General features: G+C 35.2%; 13 protein-coding genes. 5 read left to right on the top strand and 8 right to left on the bottom strand.

The features are described from left to right. Positions 1 to 216 precede the first annotated feature (216 nt). Positions 217 to 1,185: a proline dehydrogenase family protein gene (locus ACQKNZ_RS04415; protein ID WP_151110992.1), complete on the top strand. Its 969-nt coding sequence runs from the start codon at positions 217 to 219 to the stop codon at positions 1,183 to 1,185. An 86-nt stretch (positions 1,186 to 1,271) separates the two neighbouring features. Here ACQKNZ_RS04415 and ACQKNZ_RS04410 read toward each other — a convergent pair whose 3' ends face one another. The 4 genes from ACQKNZ_RS04410 to ACQKNZ_RS04395 all read right to left on the bottom strand — a co-directional run bounded on the left by ACQKNZ_RS04410 (position 1,272) and on the right by ACQKNZ_RS04395 (position 6,015). Then, the gene (locus tag ACQKNZ_RS04410; protein ID WP_154311330.1) at positions 1,272 to 2,237 is read right to left on the bottom strand and encodes a carbohydrate kinase family protein; all 966 of its coding nucleotides are present in this window, start codon (positions 2,235 to 2,237) and stop codon (positions 1,272 to 1,274) included. A gap of 462 nt (positions 2,238 to 2,699) precedes the next feature. Further along, complete coding sequence (locus ACQKNZ_RS04405) at positions 2,700 to 3,914, bottom strand: PepSY domain-containing protein (protein WP_154311331.1); 1,215 nt, start codon at positions 3,912 to 3,914, stop codon at positions 2,700 to 2,702. A gap of 42 nt (positions 3,915 to 3,956) precedes the next feature. Beyond that, positions 3,957 to 5,318 (bottom strand): sensor histidine kinase, encoded by a 1,362-nt coding sequence (locus tag ACQKNZ_RS04400; RefSeq protein ID WP_427658333.1) that lies wholly within the window; start codon positions 5,316 to 5,318, stop codon positions 3,957 to 3,959. Further along, the gene (locus ACQKNZ_RS04395; RefSeq protein ID WP_151111000.1) at positions 5,308 to 6,015 is read right to left on the bottom strand and encodes a response regulator transcription factor; all 708 of its coding nucleotides are present in this window, start codon (positions 6,013 to 6,015) and stop codon (positions 5,308 to 5,310) included. Before ACQKNZ_RS04395 ends, ACQKNZ_RS04400 begins: the two co-directional genes overlap by 11 nt. Positions 6,016 to 6,299: 284 nt before the next feature. Between ACQKNZ_RS04395 and ACQKNZ_RS04390 the strand changes: the two genes are divergently transcribed. Beyond that, complete coding sequence (locus tag ACQKNZ_RS04390; RefSeq protein ID WP_186318107.1) at positions 6,300 to 6,899, top strand: transposase; 600 nt, start codon at positions 6,300 to 6,302, stop codon at positions 6,897 to 6,899. 60 nt (positions 6,900 to 6,959) lie between these two features. Here the strand turns inward: ACQKNZ_RS04390 and ACQKNZ_RS04385 are convergent, their stop codons facing one another. Continuing rightward, positions 6,960 to 8,036: a branched-chain amino acid aminotransferase gene (locus tag ACQKNZ_RS04385; protein WP_427658330.1), complete on the bottom strand. Its 1,077-nt coding sequence runs from the start codon at positions 8,034 to 8,036 to the stop codon at positions 6,960 to 6,962. A 257-nt stretch (positions 8,037 to 8,293) separates the two neighbouring features. Between ACQKNZ_RS04385 and ACQKNZ_RS04380 the strand changes: the two genes are divergently transcribed. Beyond that, on the top strand, positions 8,294 to 9,940 hold the full coding sequence (locus ACQKNZ_RS04380) for a hypothetical protein (RefSeq protein ID WP_427658327.1): 1,647 nt from the start codon (positions 8,294 to 8,296) through the stop codon (positions 9,938 to 9,940). A 64-nt stretch (positions 9,941 to 10,004) separates the two neighbouring features. After that, positions 10,005 to 11,459 carry an S-layer homology domain-containing protein gene (locus ACQKNZ_RS04375; protein ID WP_186318106.1) on the top strand — a complete coding sequence of 485 codons (1,455 nt, stop codon included), beginning with the start codon at positions 10,005 to 10,007 and terminating at the stop codon, positions 11,457 to 11,459. A gap of 135 nt (positions 11,460 to 11,594) precedes the next feature. Here ACQKNZ_RS04375 and ACQKNZ_RS04370 read toward each other — a convergent pair whose 3' ends face one another. Then, the gene (locus tag ACQKNZ_RS04370; RefSeq protein WP_144537441.1) at positions 11,595 to 12,938 is read right to left on the bottom strand and encodes a GntP family permease; all 1,344 of its coding nucleotides are present in this window, start codon (positions 12,936 to 12,938) and stop codon (positions 11,595 to 11,597) included. Positions 12,939 to 12,942: 4 nt separating this feature from the next. After that, positions 12,943 to 14,079 carry a glycerate kinase gene (locus tag ACQKNZ_RS04365; RefSeq protein ID WP_427658915.1) on the bottom strand — a complete coding sequence of 379 codons (1,137 nt, stop codon included), beginning with the start codon at positions 14,077 to 14,079 and terminating at the stop codon, positions 12,943 to 12,945. A gap of 128 nt (positions 14,080 to 14,207) precedes the next feature. Here ACQKNZ_RS04365 and ACQKNZ_RS04360 point away from each other — a divergent pair, with 128 nt between their 5' ends. Next, the gene (locus ACQKNZ_RS04360; RefSeq protein WP_340862738.1) at positions 14,208 to 15,284 is read left to right on the top strand and encodes a CdaR family transcriptional regulator; all 1,077 of its coding nucleotides are present in this window, start codon (positions 14,208 to 14,210) and stop codon (positions 15,282 to 15,284) included. Positions 15,285 to 15,347: 63 nt separating this feature from the next. Here the strand turns inward: ACQKNZ_RS04360 and ACQKNZ_RS04355 are convergent, their stop codons facing one another. Continuing rightward, a complete protein-coding gene (locus tag ACQKNZ_RS04355; protein ID WP_144538232.1) occupies positions 15,348 to 15,824 on the bottom strand; it encodes a C40 family peptidase in 477 nt (158 codons plus the stop codon). Positions 15,825 to 15,970: the final 146 nt, after the last annotated feature.

Below are 15,970 nucleotides of genomic sequence, written 5' to 3'. Positions count from 1 at the left end.
CCTCCTAGTTTATCTAATATATGATCTGTCAAAATATTCATATACTACTAAAAGTTATCGTAATTCAATAGATTTAGCAAGATGTTTTCAAATATTTATAATATCTTAATAATTCATCATTTTTCTTGTTAATTCCCTGTCGACTCACGCTAATTTTTACGAATGAAAGTGATTTATGTTATAATTAGTTATCCCAATAGAGATAGGAGTATTATCATGTTAAAAGATATTTTTATGACATTATCAGAAAACAAAGCATTAAACGGAGCAGCTAAAAAATATGGTTTAAAAATGGGTGCTCAACATGTTGTAGCAGGAACGAATATCGAAGAAACAATGCAAAGTATTAAAAAACTTAATGCTCAAGGTATCTCTTGTACGGTAGATAATTTAGGTGAGTTTGTTTTTGAAAAAGAAGAAGCTTTAGAAGCAAAAGCTCAAATTATCGCTGTTATTGAAGCAATTGAAGAACATCAGGTTGATGCTCATATTTCATTAAAACCCTCTCAATTAGGGCTAGATATAGATTATGATTTTGCATTACAAAACTTAAAAGATATCGCAGCAGTAGCAAAAAAATACGATACATTTATTAATATCGATATGGAATCTAACAAACATTTACAACCTTCCTTTGATATCCTAGACGAATTGTCTAAGGAATTTGATAACGTAGGTACAGTAATTCAAGCATACTTCTTCCGAGCTGCTGAAGATATTCAAAAGTATAAAAACTTCCGACTTCGAATCGTAAAAGGTGCTTATAAAGAACCAGCAGATGTAGCCTACCAAACAAAAGAAGAAATCGATAAAAATTACATTGAATTAATTGAATGGCATTTATTGAATGGTAAATTCACTTCAATCGCAACACATGATCATAATGTGATTAACCATATTAAACAATTTATCAAAGACAACAATATTTCATATGACAAATTTGAATTCCAAATGCTATATGGTTTCCGCACGGATATGCAACTAGAGCTTGCTAAAGAAGGTTATAACTTCTGCACATACGTTCCTTTCGGTAAAGACTGGTATGGATACTTCATGCGTCGCCTTGCAGAACGACCAGCGAACATGAACCTTGTCGTAAAACAAGTTTTCAACAAAAAAACAAATACAATCCTTGGTATTGCAGCTGGTGCATTTGCCATCGGAAGACTAACAAAAAGAAAATAGTAAACAAAAAAACTGCACTACCAACAGGTAGTGCAGTTTTTTTCGTTAATAGCATGAAGATAATTCAAAAATATTTTATTTCTTAATTATATTTTATGGTTTGCCTCTTGGAACTGAGTAATATCCTTTAAATCTGGAAGAGCAGGTATGCCACCTCTCTTAGTAGCAGCTAATGCTCCTGCAGCATTTGCAAAGAGCACACTAGATTTTAGACCTTCTATATTCATTTCTTCAATAGGAGATTTCTCTAAAATTTTGTACAACAATGCTCCGAAGAATGCATCACCGGATCCGGTTGTATCAATAGCTCTCACTACATAAGGTGGAATAATTTCAGTTTTATCCTTATATCTAAAAAAGCATCCATTTTCTCCAAGAGTTACAAAAATTAATGAGATTCCGTAGTTTCTATATAATGTTTCTGTTCCCTCTTTATAGTCAGATGAATCGGTTAAAAAAAGAAGCTCTTCTTCAGATACTTTTAATATATCCGCAAAGTATAAGCTATCGGAGATTATTTTCTTCGCTTCTTTCAAATCCTCCCACAGGTTTTCACGTAAATTGGGGTCATAAGAAATAAGTAATCCTTTATCTTTAGCATATTGAATTGCACTAAGAGTGGCTTGCCTTGCAGGTTCATTAGTCATTGAAACAGAACCAAAATGAAATAATTTGGCTCTGTCTATTAATTTGTAGTTCACTTCTTTTTCCTCCAAAGTAATATCTGCACCTGGTTTTCGATAAAAACTGAAAGAGCGATCTCCATTAGGCTGCAGATGAACAAAAGCCAAAGTGGTGTTCACTTCGTCAGTTATAGCTAGTCCAGTTGTATCTACTTTATAGGAATCTAAAGTTTCCTTTAGAAATTTTCCGAATTCGTCTGCACCTACTTTACTGATGAAGGACGTTTTTAATCCAAGCTTACTCAGCATAACTAGTACATTTGCTGGTGCTCCGCCCGGATTTCTTTCAAATAAAATATTCCCATTTTCGGATTTACCATAAGGAGTGAAGTCGATTAATATTTCACCTAATGCTACTACGTCATACATTTGTCTTTCACCTCTATTAATATTGTAAGCTAAAATTATTCAGTACTTTTATTTAGATTATTTATTCAAAACAATTTTTCCATATTGCTCCTATATTGTCCATTTATTTTAAACTAGGAATAAAAGCGAAATCAAATAGAGGTCCGATCATACAAATTGTATACTCTCTAGGCAATTATCTTTAGACATAATAAAAACATCTCATTCTACGGGGATGGTAGAATGAGATGTTTTTCCTTGTTATCGCTCAAGGGTATATTTAAATCGCCGTAATTTTTTACCTTCGTTACTTCCACATCGTTTTATCGCTCGTGTGTAAAAAGTATCCCCTATTATGCTTAGTTGGTGAAAAAGCTCCTTCAAAACTTGTTCAACAACTTATATTAATTTTGCTATAAGTTCATCATATAGGAACTAAATGAGAATACACAGAGAGTTTTATTAGAAATTGATGAGAATTAATTACTCCCATGTCACAGAAAGAATTTTTCCAGAAATCGCATGCACCTGAATCGTTGCTTTCGTTTTCTTATCCTTACTATCCTTTGACTCACCATCTGTAGACGCTGTTTGCATTACTATTAAATAGTAACCGCCTTCGTTTGTTTTTATAAAGGAATTACTTTCAACTGTACCCTTATGTTGTTGCTGTGCTATTTTTGTTGCTTGCTCAGCTGTGATCAAAACAGTAGCTGGCTTCTCTGGTTTTAGTTCTTCAGGCTTTTTAGACTCACTTTGAGTAGTGCTAGTAGTGGAAGATTTAGAGTCATCCTCTTCTTTTTTTACTTCCTCTTTTTTTGCCTCTTCTGCTTTGGTCGTTTCTGTTTTACTAGTCTCAGTTTTAACGGATTCCACTTTACCAGACTCCGTTTTATTACTCTCTGTCTTCGAAGTTTCAGTCTTAGAAACTTCATTTTTTACAGGTTCTGATTTTGATGAATCTGTTTTGATACCCTCGATTTTAGTAGAGTCTGTTTTTACTTCTGTTTTTGTGTCATCCGCTTTTGCAACGTTTTCTTTGACGGTGTCTTTTTTAACTTCCTCTACTTTAGTATTTTCAGTTTTCAAGGCATCCTTTATTGCATTTTTAATCACTTCTGTTATCGGCTTATCAACTTTAGTATCGTTAGTCTTTTCCTCAATCTTAGAAGTTGCAGAAATACTAGACTTGATTAACTTAATCTCAGTTGCTTGGGCAGTTTCTACTTTATTTATAGAGTTTTTATTGTTTTCTTTTATTTCAATTTGTGTGATTGGACTCATTTCTACCACAATATTATTATTGTTTTCTATTTGTCGAATATTGCTAGTCAATGGGTATTCCATTACTTCAAAAGTATCGTCAAATGTAGCACTTTGTGTTTTACCTGCATAATAAGCTGAATCCTCAATCATATATTCAGTAGTTTGCTCCAATGAATACACGTCACCGTTTTCAGGGTTAATCTCAACTAAATAAACTGTCCCGCTTTTCATAATAAGTGCTTTATACACATCTTCTTTTAATGTTATATCTGTTACCTCTGCACCATATAATTGCTCTAGCTGGGAACGAACTTCACTTTCTGATATAGAATTTCTGTTCGATTGGGTGACATTCAACAAGAACCCAGTGCCCACAATAACTGTCACTGATACAAAAATCAATGAGTACTTTTTGATTTTAGTAAATTTCATTCATGCTTTCCCTCCCCCCAATTCTATTTTAAAAGACAAACATTAAAAATTGATGAGAATTGGAGATTTTGGAATAAAAATATAAATTGTAGTACCAAATCCAACTGTGCTATCTATTTCCAATTTTATAGATAGTCGATTTGCTATCTCTTTAGCAATAGATAGTCCCAGACCCGTTCCCCCAGTTTTCCTATTTCTAGCCTCATCCACTCGGTAAAAACGATCAAAAATATAATTAATATCTTTTTTAGGAATTCCATTACCGTAGTCCAGAATCGCAACCACTGTATTTTCCTCATACTCTGATATTGTTGTTTTTATTTCCTTTTCACTATATTTTCTAGCGTTATCCAGAATAATAAAAAGAAGTTGCGTTAGCTGCTCCATATCTGTGTTTACATAAATTGGTCCCTCACCTTTTAGGATAAAGTTTCGATTATAAGCTGTACGCATAGATTGTAGAGTGCTTTCAACAAGTTCGTATAAATCAATTGTTTCTGTTTTTTGTGTTTGCTGACCATTCCCTTTAGCTAATACAAGCATTTGAGTAATCATCTCTTTCATTCTGGCCGTTTCATTAATAATCGCATTCACTGATTCCTCAGCTATCGCTTTATTCTTAAAGCCATGTCGAGACAATAGCTTCGCATAACTCTCTATGACAGTTAGAGGCGTTTTTAATTCATGAGAGGCATCAGACACAAATTGCTCCTGCTTGTTGTAGTTTTCCTCTAACTGCTCCATCATTTCATTAAAGGCAATGCCCATCTGTGTCATTTCATCTTTACGGTTTTTACTTAACTCTATTTTTTGATATTTTCCAGATAGTCTGCTTTGAGACATCGTATTGATCAATTTGTTAATAGGCTTCGTAATGATGTTTCCCAAAGCGACACTTGAAATAGTCATAAGCAGCATCCCTATTAATGTCACACTGATTAAAGTCCATCGTAGAAAGTCCAAGTTTTTATCCACTTCAATAAGCTGTTTCATAGTTTGTACTTCGACTACTTCACCATTCGCCCAAATTACCGGCTTTATAATCGTAAGAACCGGAACACCATGAAAATAACCTGAGGTATATCGTTCTCCCTCTTGTAATTCTGGAAAATATTCATTCATCTCTTCGATAGATTCTACAAATACAATGGGGGTTTTTTCACTATTGAAAACCCTAATACCCCCATTTGGTGGAATAAAAGCTCTCAGAATTGTAGCCGGGTCATCATCTACTCCCATCTTACTGAGAGCTGAGACTAGCTCGTCCACGTCACTATTCAATTGATTGTATTCAGTGTCGAATGCCATTTGTTCATATATAAAATAGATTCCTACATTCATTAAGCCTAAAATAATTAACGTCAAAAAAGTTGAGAATAAATGAATCTTAACTTTAAGCTTCATTTCTCAGCTCCTTTAAAACATATCCAACGCCTCTTACCGTATGAATGTAAGAGAGGCGATCGTTTTCCTCTAATTTTTTTCTCACATATCTTATGTAAACATCCACTATATTCGTATCACCATAATAATCAAATCCCCATACCGCATCCAACAGTTGTTCCCTTGTTAACACTTGGTTAGGATGCTTCATTAGATACAGCAACAAATCATATTCGCGCGGAGTCAGATTTACCTGATCCCCTTCATTAGTAATCTCTCTAGTTTGCTCGTTTAAAACGATAGAATGAAAGACATGAACATTCTCCTGCTTAACCGGTATAGGGAGAGAGGACTTGTTGAAGCGAATGGCAGAGCGCACTCGCGCAAGTAATTCTTCAATTTCAAAAGGTTTCGTCACATAATCATTCGCTCCTAAATCCAAACCCTTTACTTTGTCTTCTAAGCCGCTCTTTGCTGTCAACAAAATAACTGGAGTATTAGCCTCAGTCGCTCTTATGCGTCTTAAAACATCCAGCCCATTTAAGCCAGGTAACATCAAATCTAGCAACACAAGATCCCATGCTTGCTCTCTATATTTTATAAGGCCATCTGTACCTGTATAAGCAATCTCTACAGAATAACCCTCGAATTCCAGCTCCAACTGAAGAACACGCGCAATATTTTCCTCATCTTCTATAATTAATACATTCTCTTTCATACGCACCCCTCCTCTTTATACCTATTTTAACACAATCTACTACAACCTATTTAAGCAACCTAAACCAAACATTACGAGAGTATTACTGGTGCCAGGCACCAGTAATACTCTCGTAATAAAGCTGCTTTATAATATTTTAGGCTATAATTTAGCGACAAAATAGGAATTCAAACGACTTTTTACACCAAAAATCAAATTATTATGAATATTACATAATTTAAGTCATTGAAGAACTGAGAGCTTTATAGTATGTTAGTTTAAAAGGACAGATGGAGGTAACTGGAATGGGCAGAATGAGGAGGATTTGGCAGCCGGAGCTTTATTATCACGTAACAATGAGAGGGAATAATCGACAGAATATATTCTTAAATGAGGGCGATGTATCTCTCTTTTTTAGAGCTTTACAACGTACATATAAAAAATCAAAATTTACTATTGTTGCTTATTGCATTATGAATAATCATTATCACCTTTTAATACGCTCCCCTGAAACACCACTTTCGGATGTTATGTTATCCATTAACAAGACCTACTCTGAATACTTCAAACGAAAATATAATTATTTTGGACAACTTTACGAAACAAGATTTTTTTCCAGTATGGTTTCTGATCCCATTGGATTATTAAATGTTAGTAGTTATATTCACCAAAATCCACTTACAACTTCTAAAGCTATGGCTAGTAGAATGGAATATTATCCTTATAGCTCCTTTGCCTTTTACTTTTACGATAAAAAAAGTGACTATCCTTTTGTAAACACCGAACTACTCCCCTCTTTGATAGCAAAATATCCAGAAATCAAAGAAGAAAACTATGTAGCTTATTGTGAAAACTTTCGTACTAGACAGGACTTGCACTTTAGTTACGAGATGAATTTTAATTGATATAATTCAAACTTAAGAGAGCCATAAAAAAATCGCTCCTAATTTTAGGAGCGATACTTATTACTGCTTTAGTTCAACGACCCATCCAAATGGATCTTCAATAGTGCCATGTTGTATACCTGTCAAAGTATCATATAGTTTCTTAGATATCTCGCCAGTTTCTCCATTATTCACATAGAATAATTCGCCTTTCCAACGTAACTCACCAATAGGAGAAATAACTGCAGCAGTCCCGGTACCAAATGCCTCATCTAGCTTACCGTCTAAATAAGCTTCGCGTATTTCCTCCATAGACACCTTACGTTCTGTTACTGGCACTCCCCAATATTTTAATAATTCAATAATGGATTTTCTAGTAATACCATCTAAAATAGAACCATTCAATGATGGAGTAACAACCTCTCCGTCTATTTTAAAGAACACATTCATGCTTCCTACTTCTTCAATATATTTACGTTCAATTCCGTCTAACCATAGAACTTGTGAATAGCCTTCTCTGTCAGCCACTTCCTGCGCCTTTAAGCTTGATGCATAGTTTCCAGCTGTTTTAGCCATTCCTGTTCCACCTGCAACAGCACGAACATATTCACTTTCTACTAATATCTTAACAGGATGAATACCTTCTTTATAATAAGAACCAACTGGCGACATAATGATCAAAAAGCTGTACGTTTTAGAAGCGGAAACACCCAAATGAGCCTCCGTTGCAATCATGAATGGTCGAATATATAGAGAGGTTCCTGGCTCAGTTGGAATCCACTCCTTATCAATCTCTAGCAATTCTTTTAATGCTTCCAAAGCAAAATCTTCATCTATTTGAGGCATGCTCAATCTGTCACATGAACTATTCATTCGTTTCATATTTTGTTCGGGACGAAACAGTCTGACTACTCCATCCTCCGATAAATATGCCTTCATTCCTTCAAATACAGTTTGCCCATAATGTAATATCGTAGCTGAAGGATCTAACGTAAGCGGTTGATAAGGGACAATACGGTGATCATGCCACCCAATTCCTGCAGTATAGTCCGCAATAAACATATGATCTGTAAATTTCGTACCAAAGGCAAGTTGACTAGCTGGCGTTTTTTCGTTCTTCATTTCATTTTCAGTGATTCTAATTTTTACACTATTCATGACGTATTTCCCCAATCAATTAAATATTTTGTAAATTGCGACTTTTATAGATGTGCAATATATTATATGCAATTATACTCCTTTTATTAAATTTGAAAATACCTTTTTATAAAATTTTCAAAACATTTTGTGGATTTTTTAGGAATATTTATTTTCCTCCTATGATTAATTAAATTGAAGCTTTGCTGTCTAAATATCCCCTTCTTTAATCCGATAGATAAAGTATATGAAAATACCAAAAGATAGGAGGTAAATATGTGTTTAGAAATACTTTATACATATTCAGCTTATTACTTTTAATAAGCACCATTTTTTCGTCCACTCCTGCTAAAGCATCTTCGATGGTAAGCGGCGTGTTCGTCAAAACAATTTATGAAGAGGTCATACTAGCTGACAAAACAACAGAGAAAAAATTGACTCACATAATTTTGATGAATCAAAACGGGAAAGAAATAACGTTAAGTATAGACAAATATACCCCTCTATACATGGACTCAACCCCTACCTCTATTGGAGCCTTTAAGGAAGGTGTATGGGTCGAAGCAGAGCTTCAGGGAAACAAAATAATAGAACTGAACGGTCTGGTTCAAATTGAGCAAGATTCACCTGACAAGAGTGACCTTGAAGCCATTGGTCAAAGTCTTACAGGTACTATAAACGAAATAGACAAAAGCGGAAAATTTATCTCAATAAATTTAAAAGACAAAAAATCAACCAGGTTCTATTTAGATTCTGAAACAGAATTATATAAAGACAATAAAATAGTAGATTTAAGTGTTTTATATGTCGGAGATCGAGTGAAACTCCAAACATCCGAATATGACAATTCTATTTTATCCTCCATTGAAATTACTAAAGATGGTGTCAAGGTAGAAAATATATATAAAGGTGTCATTCAACAAATTGACTCCAAACAAAATAAGCTAGTCATTAAAGAAGAGAAAGCATTTATTAATTGGACTTGGAGCAACACTAACGGCAATACTATAAATTCAAAGAGTTTTACAGATAAGACACCAATCTTTCTCGGTACTAAAAAAATTGATAAAAGCCAACTTCGTAATTATCGAAACAACGAGATTTACTATGTGACAGTGAAGCAATCCGGAAAAGAAGTAATCCAAAAAATGATTATTAAAAAGACAAATGAGCGAACACTTCACGAGAATTTGAATGCAGTAGATACGAAAAACAAGACAATTAAATTATCCGCTTCTGGAAACATTCCATATCATAGTGGAACAATTATTATTAGAAATGGCCGGTTAGTGGATCCTATTGCTCTTCAGCCTAGTGGAAAAGCTTTTGTCATTTCCAATGGAGCTTCTTCTAATCAATATGCTAATGTCATCCATATAACAAACGACGGTTTCCAAAGCGCTAACTTATCTGATCATCAATTGTATTTTGGACAAATTAGTTATACGAATCAATATCATCTTTCATTAACTAATACTCAAATGCTTTCTAATAATTATTGGTACTCAACAGGGAACGCTAACTTCAGCTTCAGCAATGATACAGTAGTAACGGAGGATTCTAATAGCTCTACAAAAGATTTTACTTATAGTACGGGGAAAAACGCTTACTTCTACGTGAAGGATAACCATATTGTTGCGGCTAAAATAGTTGGTTATACTACACCGGAAACATCCGTTTCCATTGGTAGATTAAATAATTTATACAACTTTAATAATTGGGACCACCGGCTTAGTCTAAAAGATGTAAGTGAATGGCTATACGGCGATTGGCTTGCTGCCTCTCAGCGGAACTATATAGATTTCACTAACGCTATGTTCATAAAAGAAGGAAAAGTGATAAAAGCAGAGGATATTAAAAGAAATGATCGACTTTATATGATCCACAGCAGCTATTACCAGGCAAAAATTATTTTAGTAGACTAACAACTTGGAGGGTATGAAGTTTCATACCCTCAATTACATACAGAAAGAGGTAAATGAAATTAAAATGAAAAACAAATTAATGAACAAGACAATTGTTTCCTTGATGGCTATATTCCTTGTACTAAATCTAGGTATAAATGAGGCTAGCGCCAAGGTTCCAGATTTTAATGGTGGCATTTTAGATGAATATTCCTATGAAGAGGTTTTCTTTCTAGATGGTTCTCCGATTACATTCACAGGAAAAGCAACTGTAACTGAAAAAGAAAATAAAAATCAATTAACCTCTACCTACAAATTCAATTTAAGTAATCAGTATGGAGATAAATTAACGAGAAGCGTTGTCTATGTTTCTGATTTAACAATTCATACAAAGAAGAATCAAACGACTGCTAACACTACTATTAAGAGTTATTCCGAAAAAGTGACATTGGCTAATAAAACTACATTTACATTAGATGATTATCAGTTTTCTCAAGGTTCGGTTATTGATAATCGTCCAGCAACTGATTATTATTCTGGGAATATAATCGCACGTAAAATTTACAAACGCACTCAAAAAAATGGAAAAACAACAACGAATGATTTAATAACTGTCTATATGGAAGGAAATAATGTTGGTTACAAAAATTTCTGGGGCTCTACAGACACCCAATTGATTGATTATGAAATAGATTCTCCAGAAGGGACATCATTTGTGACTAGCAAGGTTTCTGACAGTAAATCTAGAGTGTTAGAATATGAAAAACATATTCCCTCTCTTTCTAGCTTTGTTGGAGGACACTCTGTTATAAGCAAGTCTAACATGGTTGCCCAGTATGATTATCAAATACCTTTTAATCTGTATAACCCCACGGGAACTGAGTACTTATACAAAGATAAAACACCTACCGTGGAAAGATTGATCGTCCCTAAATTCCGAGACATCGAAAAACATTGGTCAAAACCAAATATAGAGAAACTTTATTCTTTAGGTATTTTCGATGAATCAAGTAACTTCTTCTCTCCAGACGCAGCAATGAAAAAGGATCTCTTTACTGTGGCGGTAGCAAAGGCAGTAGATTTACGTGTCTTAGAAGAAAAACCAAAGAATAATAAAAATGTAAAAAAAGCTATATTTACAGATTTAGATGTTAAAGATCCCAACTATGTCTATATCGAAAGTGCTTTAAATAAAGAAATTGTGAATCCGGTGAACGCTGACATTTTTGGTGCAAATAAATCCATCACTAGAGCAGAAGCAGTAACTATTATTGTACGCTCGCTTGGTTTGGAAGGACGTGCTCCAACTCCTGGCTATACAACGAAATTTATCGATGATAACAAAATACCGAAAGCTGCAAAAGATAGTATCTATGTAGCAAGTGAATTAGGATTAATCGATCCTGACAAAAAGAATCGTATTAACCCTAACGAAGTTCTTACTCGAGGAAAAGCTTCACAATTGCTCGTTCGTTACATGAATTTCCTTGAATCTGACTTAAAACAAAACTATCGCGACGACATGATGAACTTCAAGTAAATTCTAAAACCCCGTCTAAGCACTGGCAAGCAGTGTCTAAATGGGGTTTTTTACTTTGCAATTTTTTATTTTACAGGGTGTATTATGTTACAGGTGCCAGGCACCTGTAACATACTAGTCAACCTCTTAAACGACTTACACAAATATGAACCAAAGAATTGCTGTGACGATGATAGTGGTAATACCTTGCAGTAGTGTTGCCATTGTTTGCGCCTTGTAAGCATCTGTAACTTTCATACCGCTAAATTGTGTCACTACCCAGAAATAGCTATCATTGACATGGCTGACTGTCATTGCACCTGCTCCTACCGCCATTACGACTAATGCAAGCGGTAATGCTCCCTCTATTCCTAAAGTTGGAAGCATTGGGGCTACTAAAGATGATGTAATAACAAGCGCCGCTGTAGAGGAGCCTTGAGCAGTTTTCAAAGCTGCCGCAATTAGGAATGGTACTAACAGGAATAATGCTCCATTTGCCAGAACTCCTAAATCCATTTCTTGCAGTAATTCTGCTACTCCCGAGTTTTTAATAACAGTACCAAACGCACCACCAGCTCCTGTGATTAATAGAATCGGTGCTGCCTCTTTTAAACTTTCACCGATCCAGCCTGACAACGTTTTTTCACTAATTTCAGGTAACAATAGGAAAGATGCAAACACACCAAACAACAGTGCTACTGTAGGTGAACCTAGGAATCTAAGGAAATTCGTCCATCCTGACTCATCCCCAACTAATGCAGCTACTGACCCGATTCCTATTAATAATATAGGCAAGACGATTGGCAAGAAAGATTTAAATGTAGAAGGCATTTTCCCAAAAGACTTGATAACCTCTTCATAATCTAGCGCCTCTTCATGGTCAGCAGGTACATCAATTTTTGTACCTACCTTAACAGCCCATAAGTACCCAACAATAGTAGCTGGAATTGCAACAAATAAACCAACTAAAATAATTGTACCTAAATAATCTGTTGCCCCAATGTTACCTGCCGCTGCGATAGGACCGGGTGTAGGAGGAACTAATGTATGAGTCGCATAAAGACCTGTAGATAAAGCGACTGCCATTGAAGCTACCTTGACCTTCGCACGTTTTGCTAATGATTTTTTTAAGCTTGATAGAATAATAAAACCAGAATCACAAAATACAGGAATTGAAACAATAAAGCCTATGATTGACATAGCGAGCTGTGGTCGTTTTTCACCTAAAATACGAAGGACAACCTCTGCCATCCGATATGCTGCACCAGACTTTTCTAGGATAACTCCAATAATTGTTCCCGCAACAATTACAATACCAATACTTGTCATCAACCCACCAAAACCACTGTTTACGTTCTCTACCACTGTTAGCAATGGCATACCAGAGGCAATTCCTACAAAGAAAGCACTAATTAATAAAGCTAAAAAAGGGTGGAGCTTAAAAATGGCTGTAGCAACAACAACAAAAATTACCCCTAACAATATAACTAAAAACAACATCTTCCTACACCTCTTTCTTTAGGATAGCTTGCATTATTTCCTTTGTTTTTGCCTTCAAATGATGAATCGGATTTTCCATAGATTCATCTACACTTACGGAATCGTCTACTATACTCACAAGCTTATAAAAGTAGGATGACAATTCACCTTTATCTTCAGCCTCTATGAATCCTGAGACTAATATAACCGGAATACCTCTTTTATTTGCAGCTTTAGCAATACCCATTGGTGCTTTTCCAGATAGAGTTTGTTGATCTGTTTTTCCTTCACCTGTAATAATAAAATCAGCACCCTCTATTTGATTTTCAAAATGAATGGCTTCCATAACCACCTCAATACCAGGCTTCAAATGGACAGGAAAAAATGCAAGAAATGCACCTCCAAGTCCTCCAGCTGCACCGGCACCAGGTGTATGATGCACATGAATACCTGTTACTTCAGCAATTTTGTCTGCTAGAACATGTAAATTCGCATCCAAATGACTGATCATATCAGGGGTCACGCCTTTTTGAGGACCAAAGACAGCAGTTGCTCCATTAGCACCTATCAAAGGATTGTCTACATCACAAGCCAATTTAAACTGGGAACCTTGCAATCTTTCGTCCAATCCACTAATATCAATTTCTTCTATGTCCCCAAGATAGCCCCCTCCATTAGGGATTATCTCTTTTACTTTATTCTTAAATTTCATACCTAATGCACGAAGCATTCCTACCCCGCCATCATTGGTTGCACTTCCACCTATCCCAATGATGAATTTTCTAAATCCCTGATCGAGAGCATGTCGAATAAGCTCTCCAGTTCCATAGGTAGATGTCTCTAGCGGATTTTTTTCCTGTTCAGTTAAAAGAGTAAGACCTGAAGCCCTTGCCATTTCTATGACACAGGTTTCTCCATCTCCTAAAACGCCATACAATGCCTGTATAGGTCTTCCTAACGGGTCACTTACAGTAGCATTCACAAAACGTCCCTTAGTTGCAAAAATAAGAGGCTCTAATGTCCCCTCTCCACCATCTGCTACAGGAAGTAATACAGTTTCAATAGTTGGGTTAATTTGATTAATAGTTTCTACAATGGCTCTTGCAACTTCAGTTGCAGACAATGAACCCTTGTAGGAATCAGGGCTAACAACAATTTTAATAAGATCTCCTCCTTTTAAGTGAAGCGCTTACAAAAATTATAGTGCAAAGGAAAAGTCATTGCATTATACTTAAAGTATAAATTATCTGTATTATAACAGAAGATTTTTTATACATTGAGGTGAATACTTTGATAACCAAACAATTAGCCGAGCAAATTGTCCAACAGACTATGCTTCGTCTTCACCGAAACATTAATATTATGCAAACTAATGGAGTCATTCTTGCCTCGGGAGACAAGATGAGAGTTAACCGAATTCATGAAGGAGCAATTGAAGTAGCCCGAACTAAGTCTCCTCTATGGATTACAAAAGATAATAATCACCTTTTTCCTAGAACAAAACCAGGCATTAATTTGCCTATATTTTTTCAGGAGGATTTAGTTGGAGTCATGGGAGTCACCGGAGAGCCACAAGAGATTGAAGAAATCTCAAAACTCGTTCAACTCACAACAGAAATGATGGTTCATCAAGCCTTAATCGTTTCAGAAAGAGAGTGGAAACGAAAAATTCAAGAGTTGGTATTTGAAGAATTAATGAGTGGACAGCCTATCCAGAAGTATTTACAGGAACGACTAAATAAAATTGGCTTTCAAAATAAAGCTCCATTTTATGCTATGATGCTTGAGGTTGATCCTGAGTCTCCCTCCTATCAAAATATTATAGAGGAGATAGAGTTTTATTTAGAAACTGACTCCATTTTAGTAGGACATTATCAGGCGAGTGAGCATTTTATTTTAATATCTGGGTTAGATCAAGAAACGTTTTCCCGTAAGGTTTCTTTACTCGCTGATAAATTGACAAAATATTATTCTATTTCTTTAGGATTGGGAAGAGAAGTTGCCAACCTAGAACAGGTTCATTATGCATACCAAACTGCTAAGCTTGCCCATCAGTATGGTAATCCTAATAAACCAATCGTTTCCTTTGAGGAAGTAGAAATATATTCACTTTTCAAAAGTAAAGAAGCCTTTGAAATTCAAACGTATACAGAAAGATTACTTCAACACCTTGACTCGAAGTTACAGCTAACTTTACAAAAATATTTTGAAAGCAATCTGCAACTAGGTATTTGCGCGGAAGAACTAGGAATTCATCGCCATACGCTTACCTATCGATTAAACAAAATAGCCCATTTGACAGGCTATAATCCTAATAACTTTCAGGATGCATTAGCACTCCAACTAGCCCTATTATTAAAAGACTAACCTTAGAGTTTATGCACACAAAAAACCGTTTCAGCTTTAGCCGAAACGGTTTTATTTATCTCATTATTTTTTCGCTACTTGTACGTTCGCTACTTTTTTAGCGCCTACGTATTTCTTGCCCCAATAATATGGATCGTTTATTTTATCAACTCTTACTCCTTTTGAAGTAGAAGCATGAATGAATTTTCCGTTGCCGATGAACATTCCAACATGTGAAACACCTTTACCTGATGTATTAAAGAAAACTAGATCACCAACAGCTAAGTTAGCTTTTTTTACTGATGTTCCTTTACTATACATTCCAGCAGCTGTTCTAGGAAGAGAGATTCCGTTGCTTTTGTATACATATCCAATAAATCCTGAGCAATCAAATCCTGCTTTAGTTGTACCACCATATCGATATTTTATTCCTATTAAATTATTCGCACTTGATACTATTTTGTTGGACGCTACAGTGCTAGCAGCTTCTGTATTTCCTGCAAATGTTCCCATGGCTAAAACTAGAGTCAGAGTAAAGATAGTGATGATTTTTTTTAACATAGATTTCAAAGTTGATGTTCCCCCAAAGAAGTATTGAAAAATTTCTCTATTACTTTCTCGTTGAAATTTTATCTATACCCATCCTAACATGGAATAAACACTAGCGCTTTTACATTTGTGTAACAAAAAGATTACAAGCAAAAATT

The organism is Psychrobacillus sp. NPDC093200 (genome assembly GCF_050280345.1).
GTDB lineage: Bacteria > Bacillota > Bacilli > Bacillales_A > Planococcaceae > Psychrobacillus > Psychrobacillus faecigallinarum.
The sequence above is the reverse complement of the archived record's forward strand: the minus strand, read 5'-3'. Positions and strand labels throughout refer to the sequence as shown.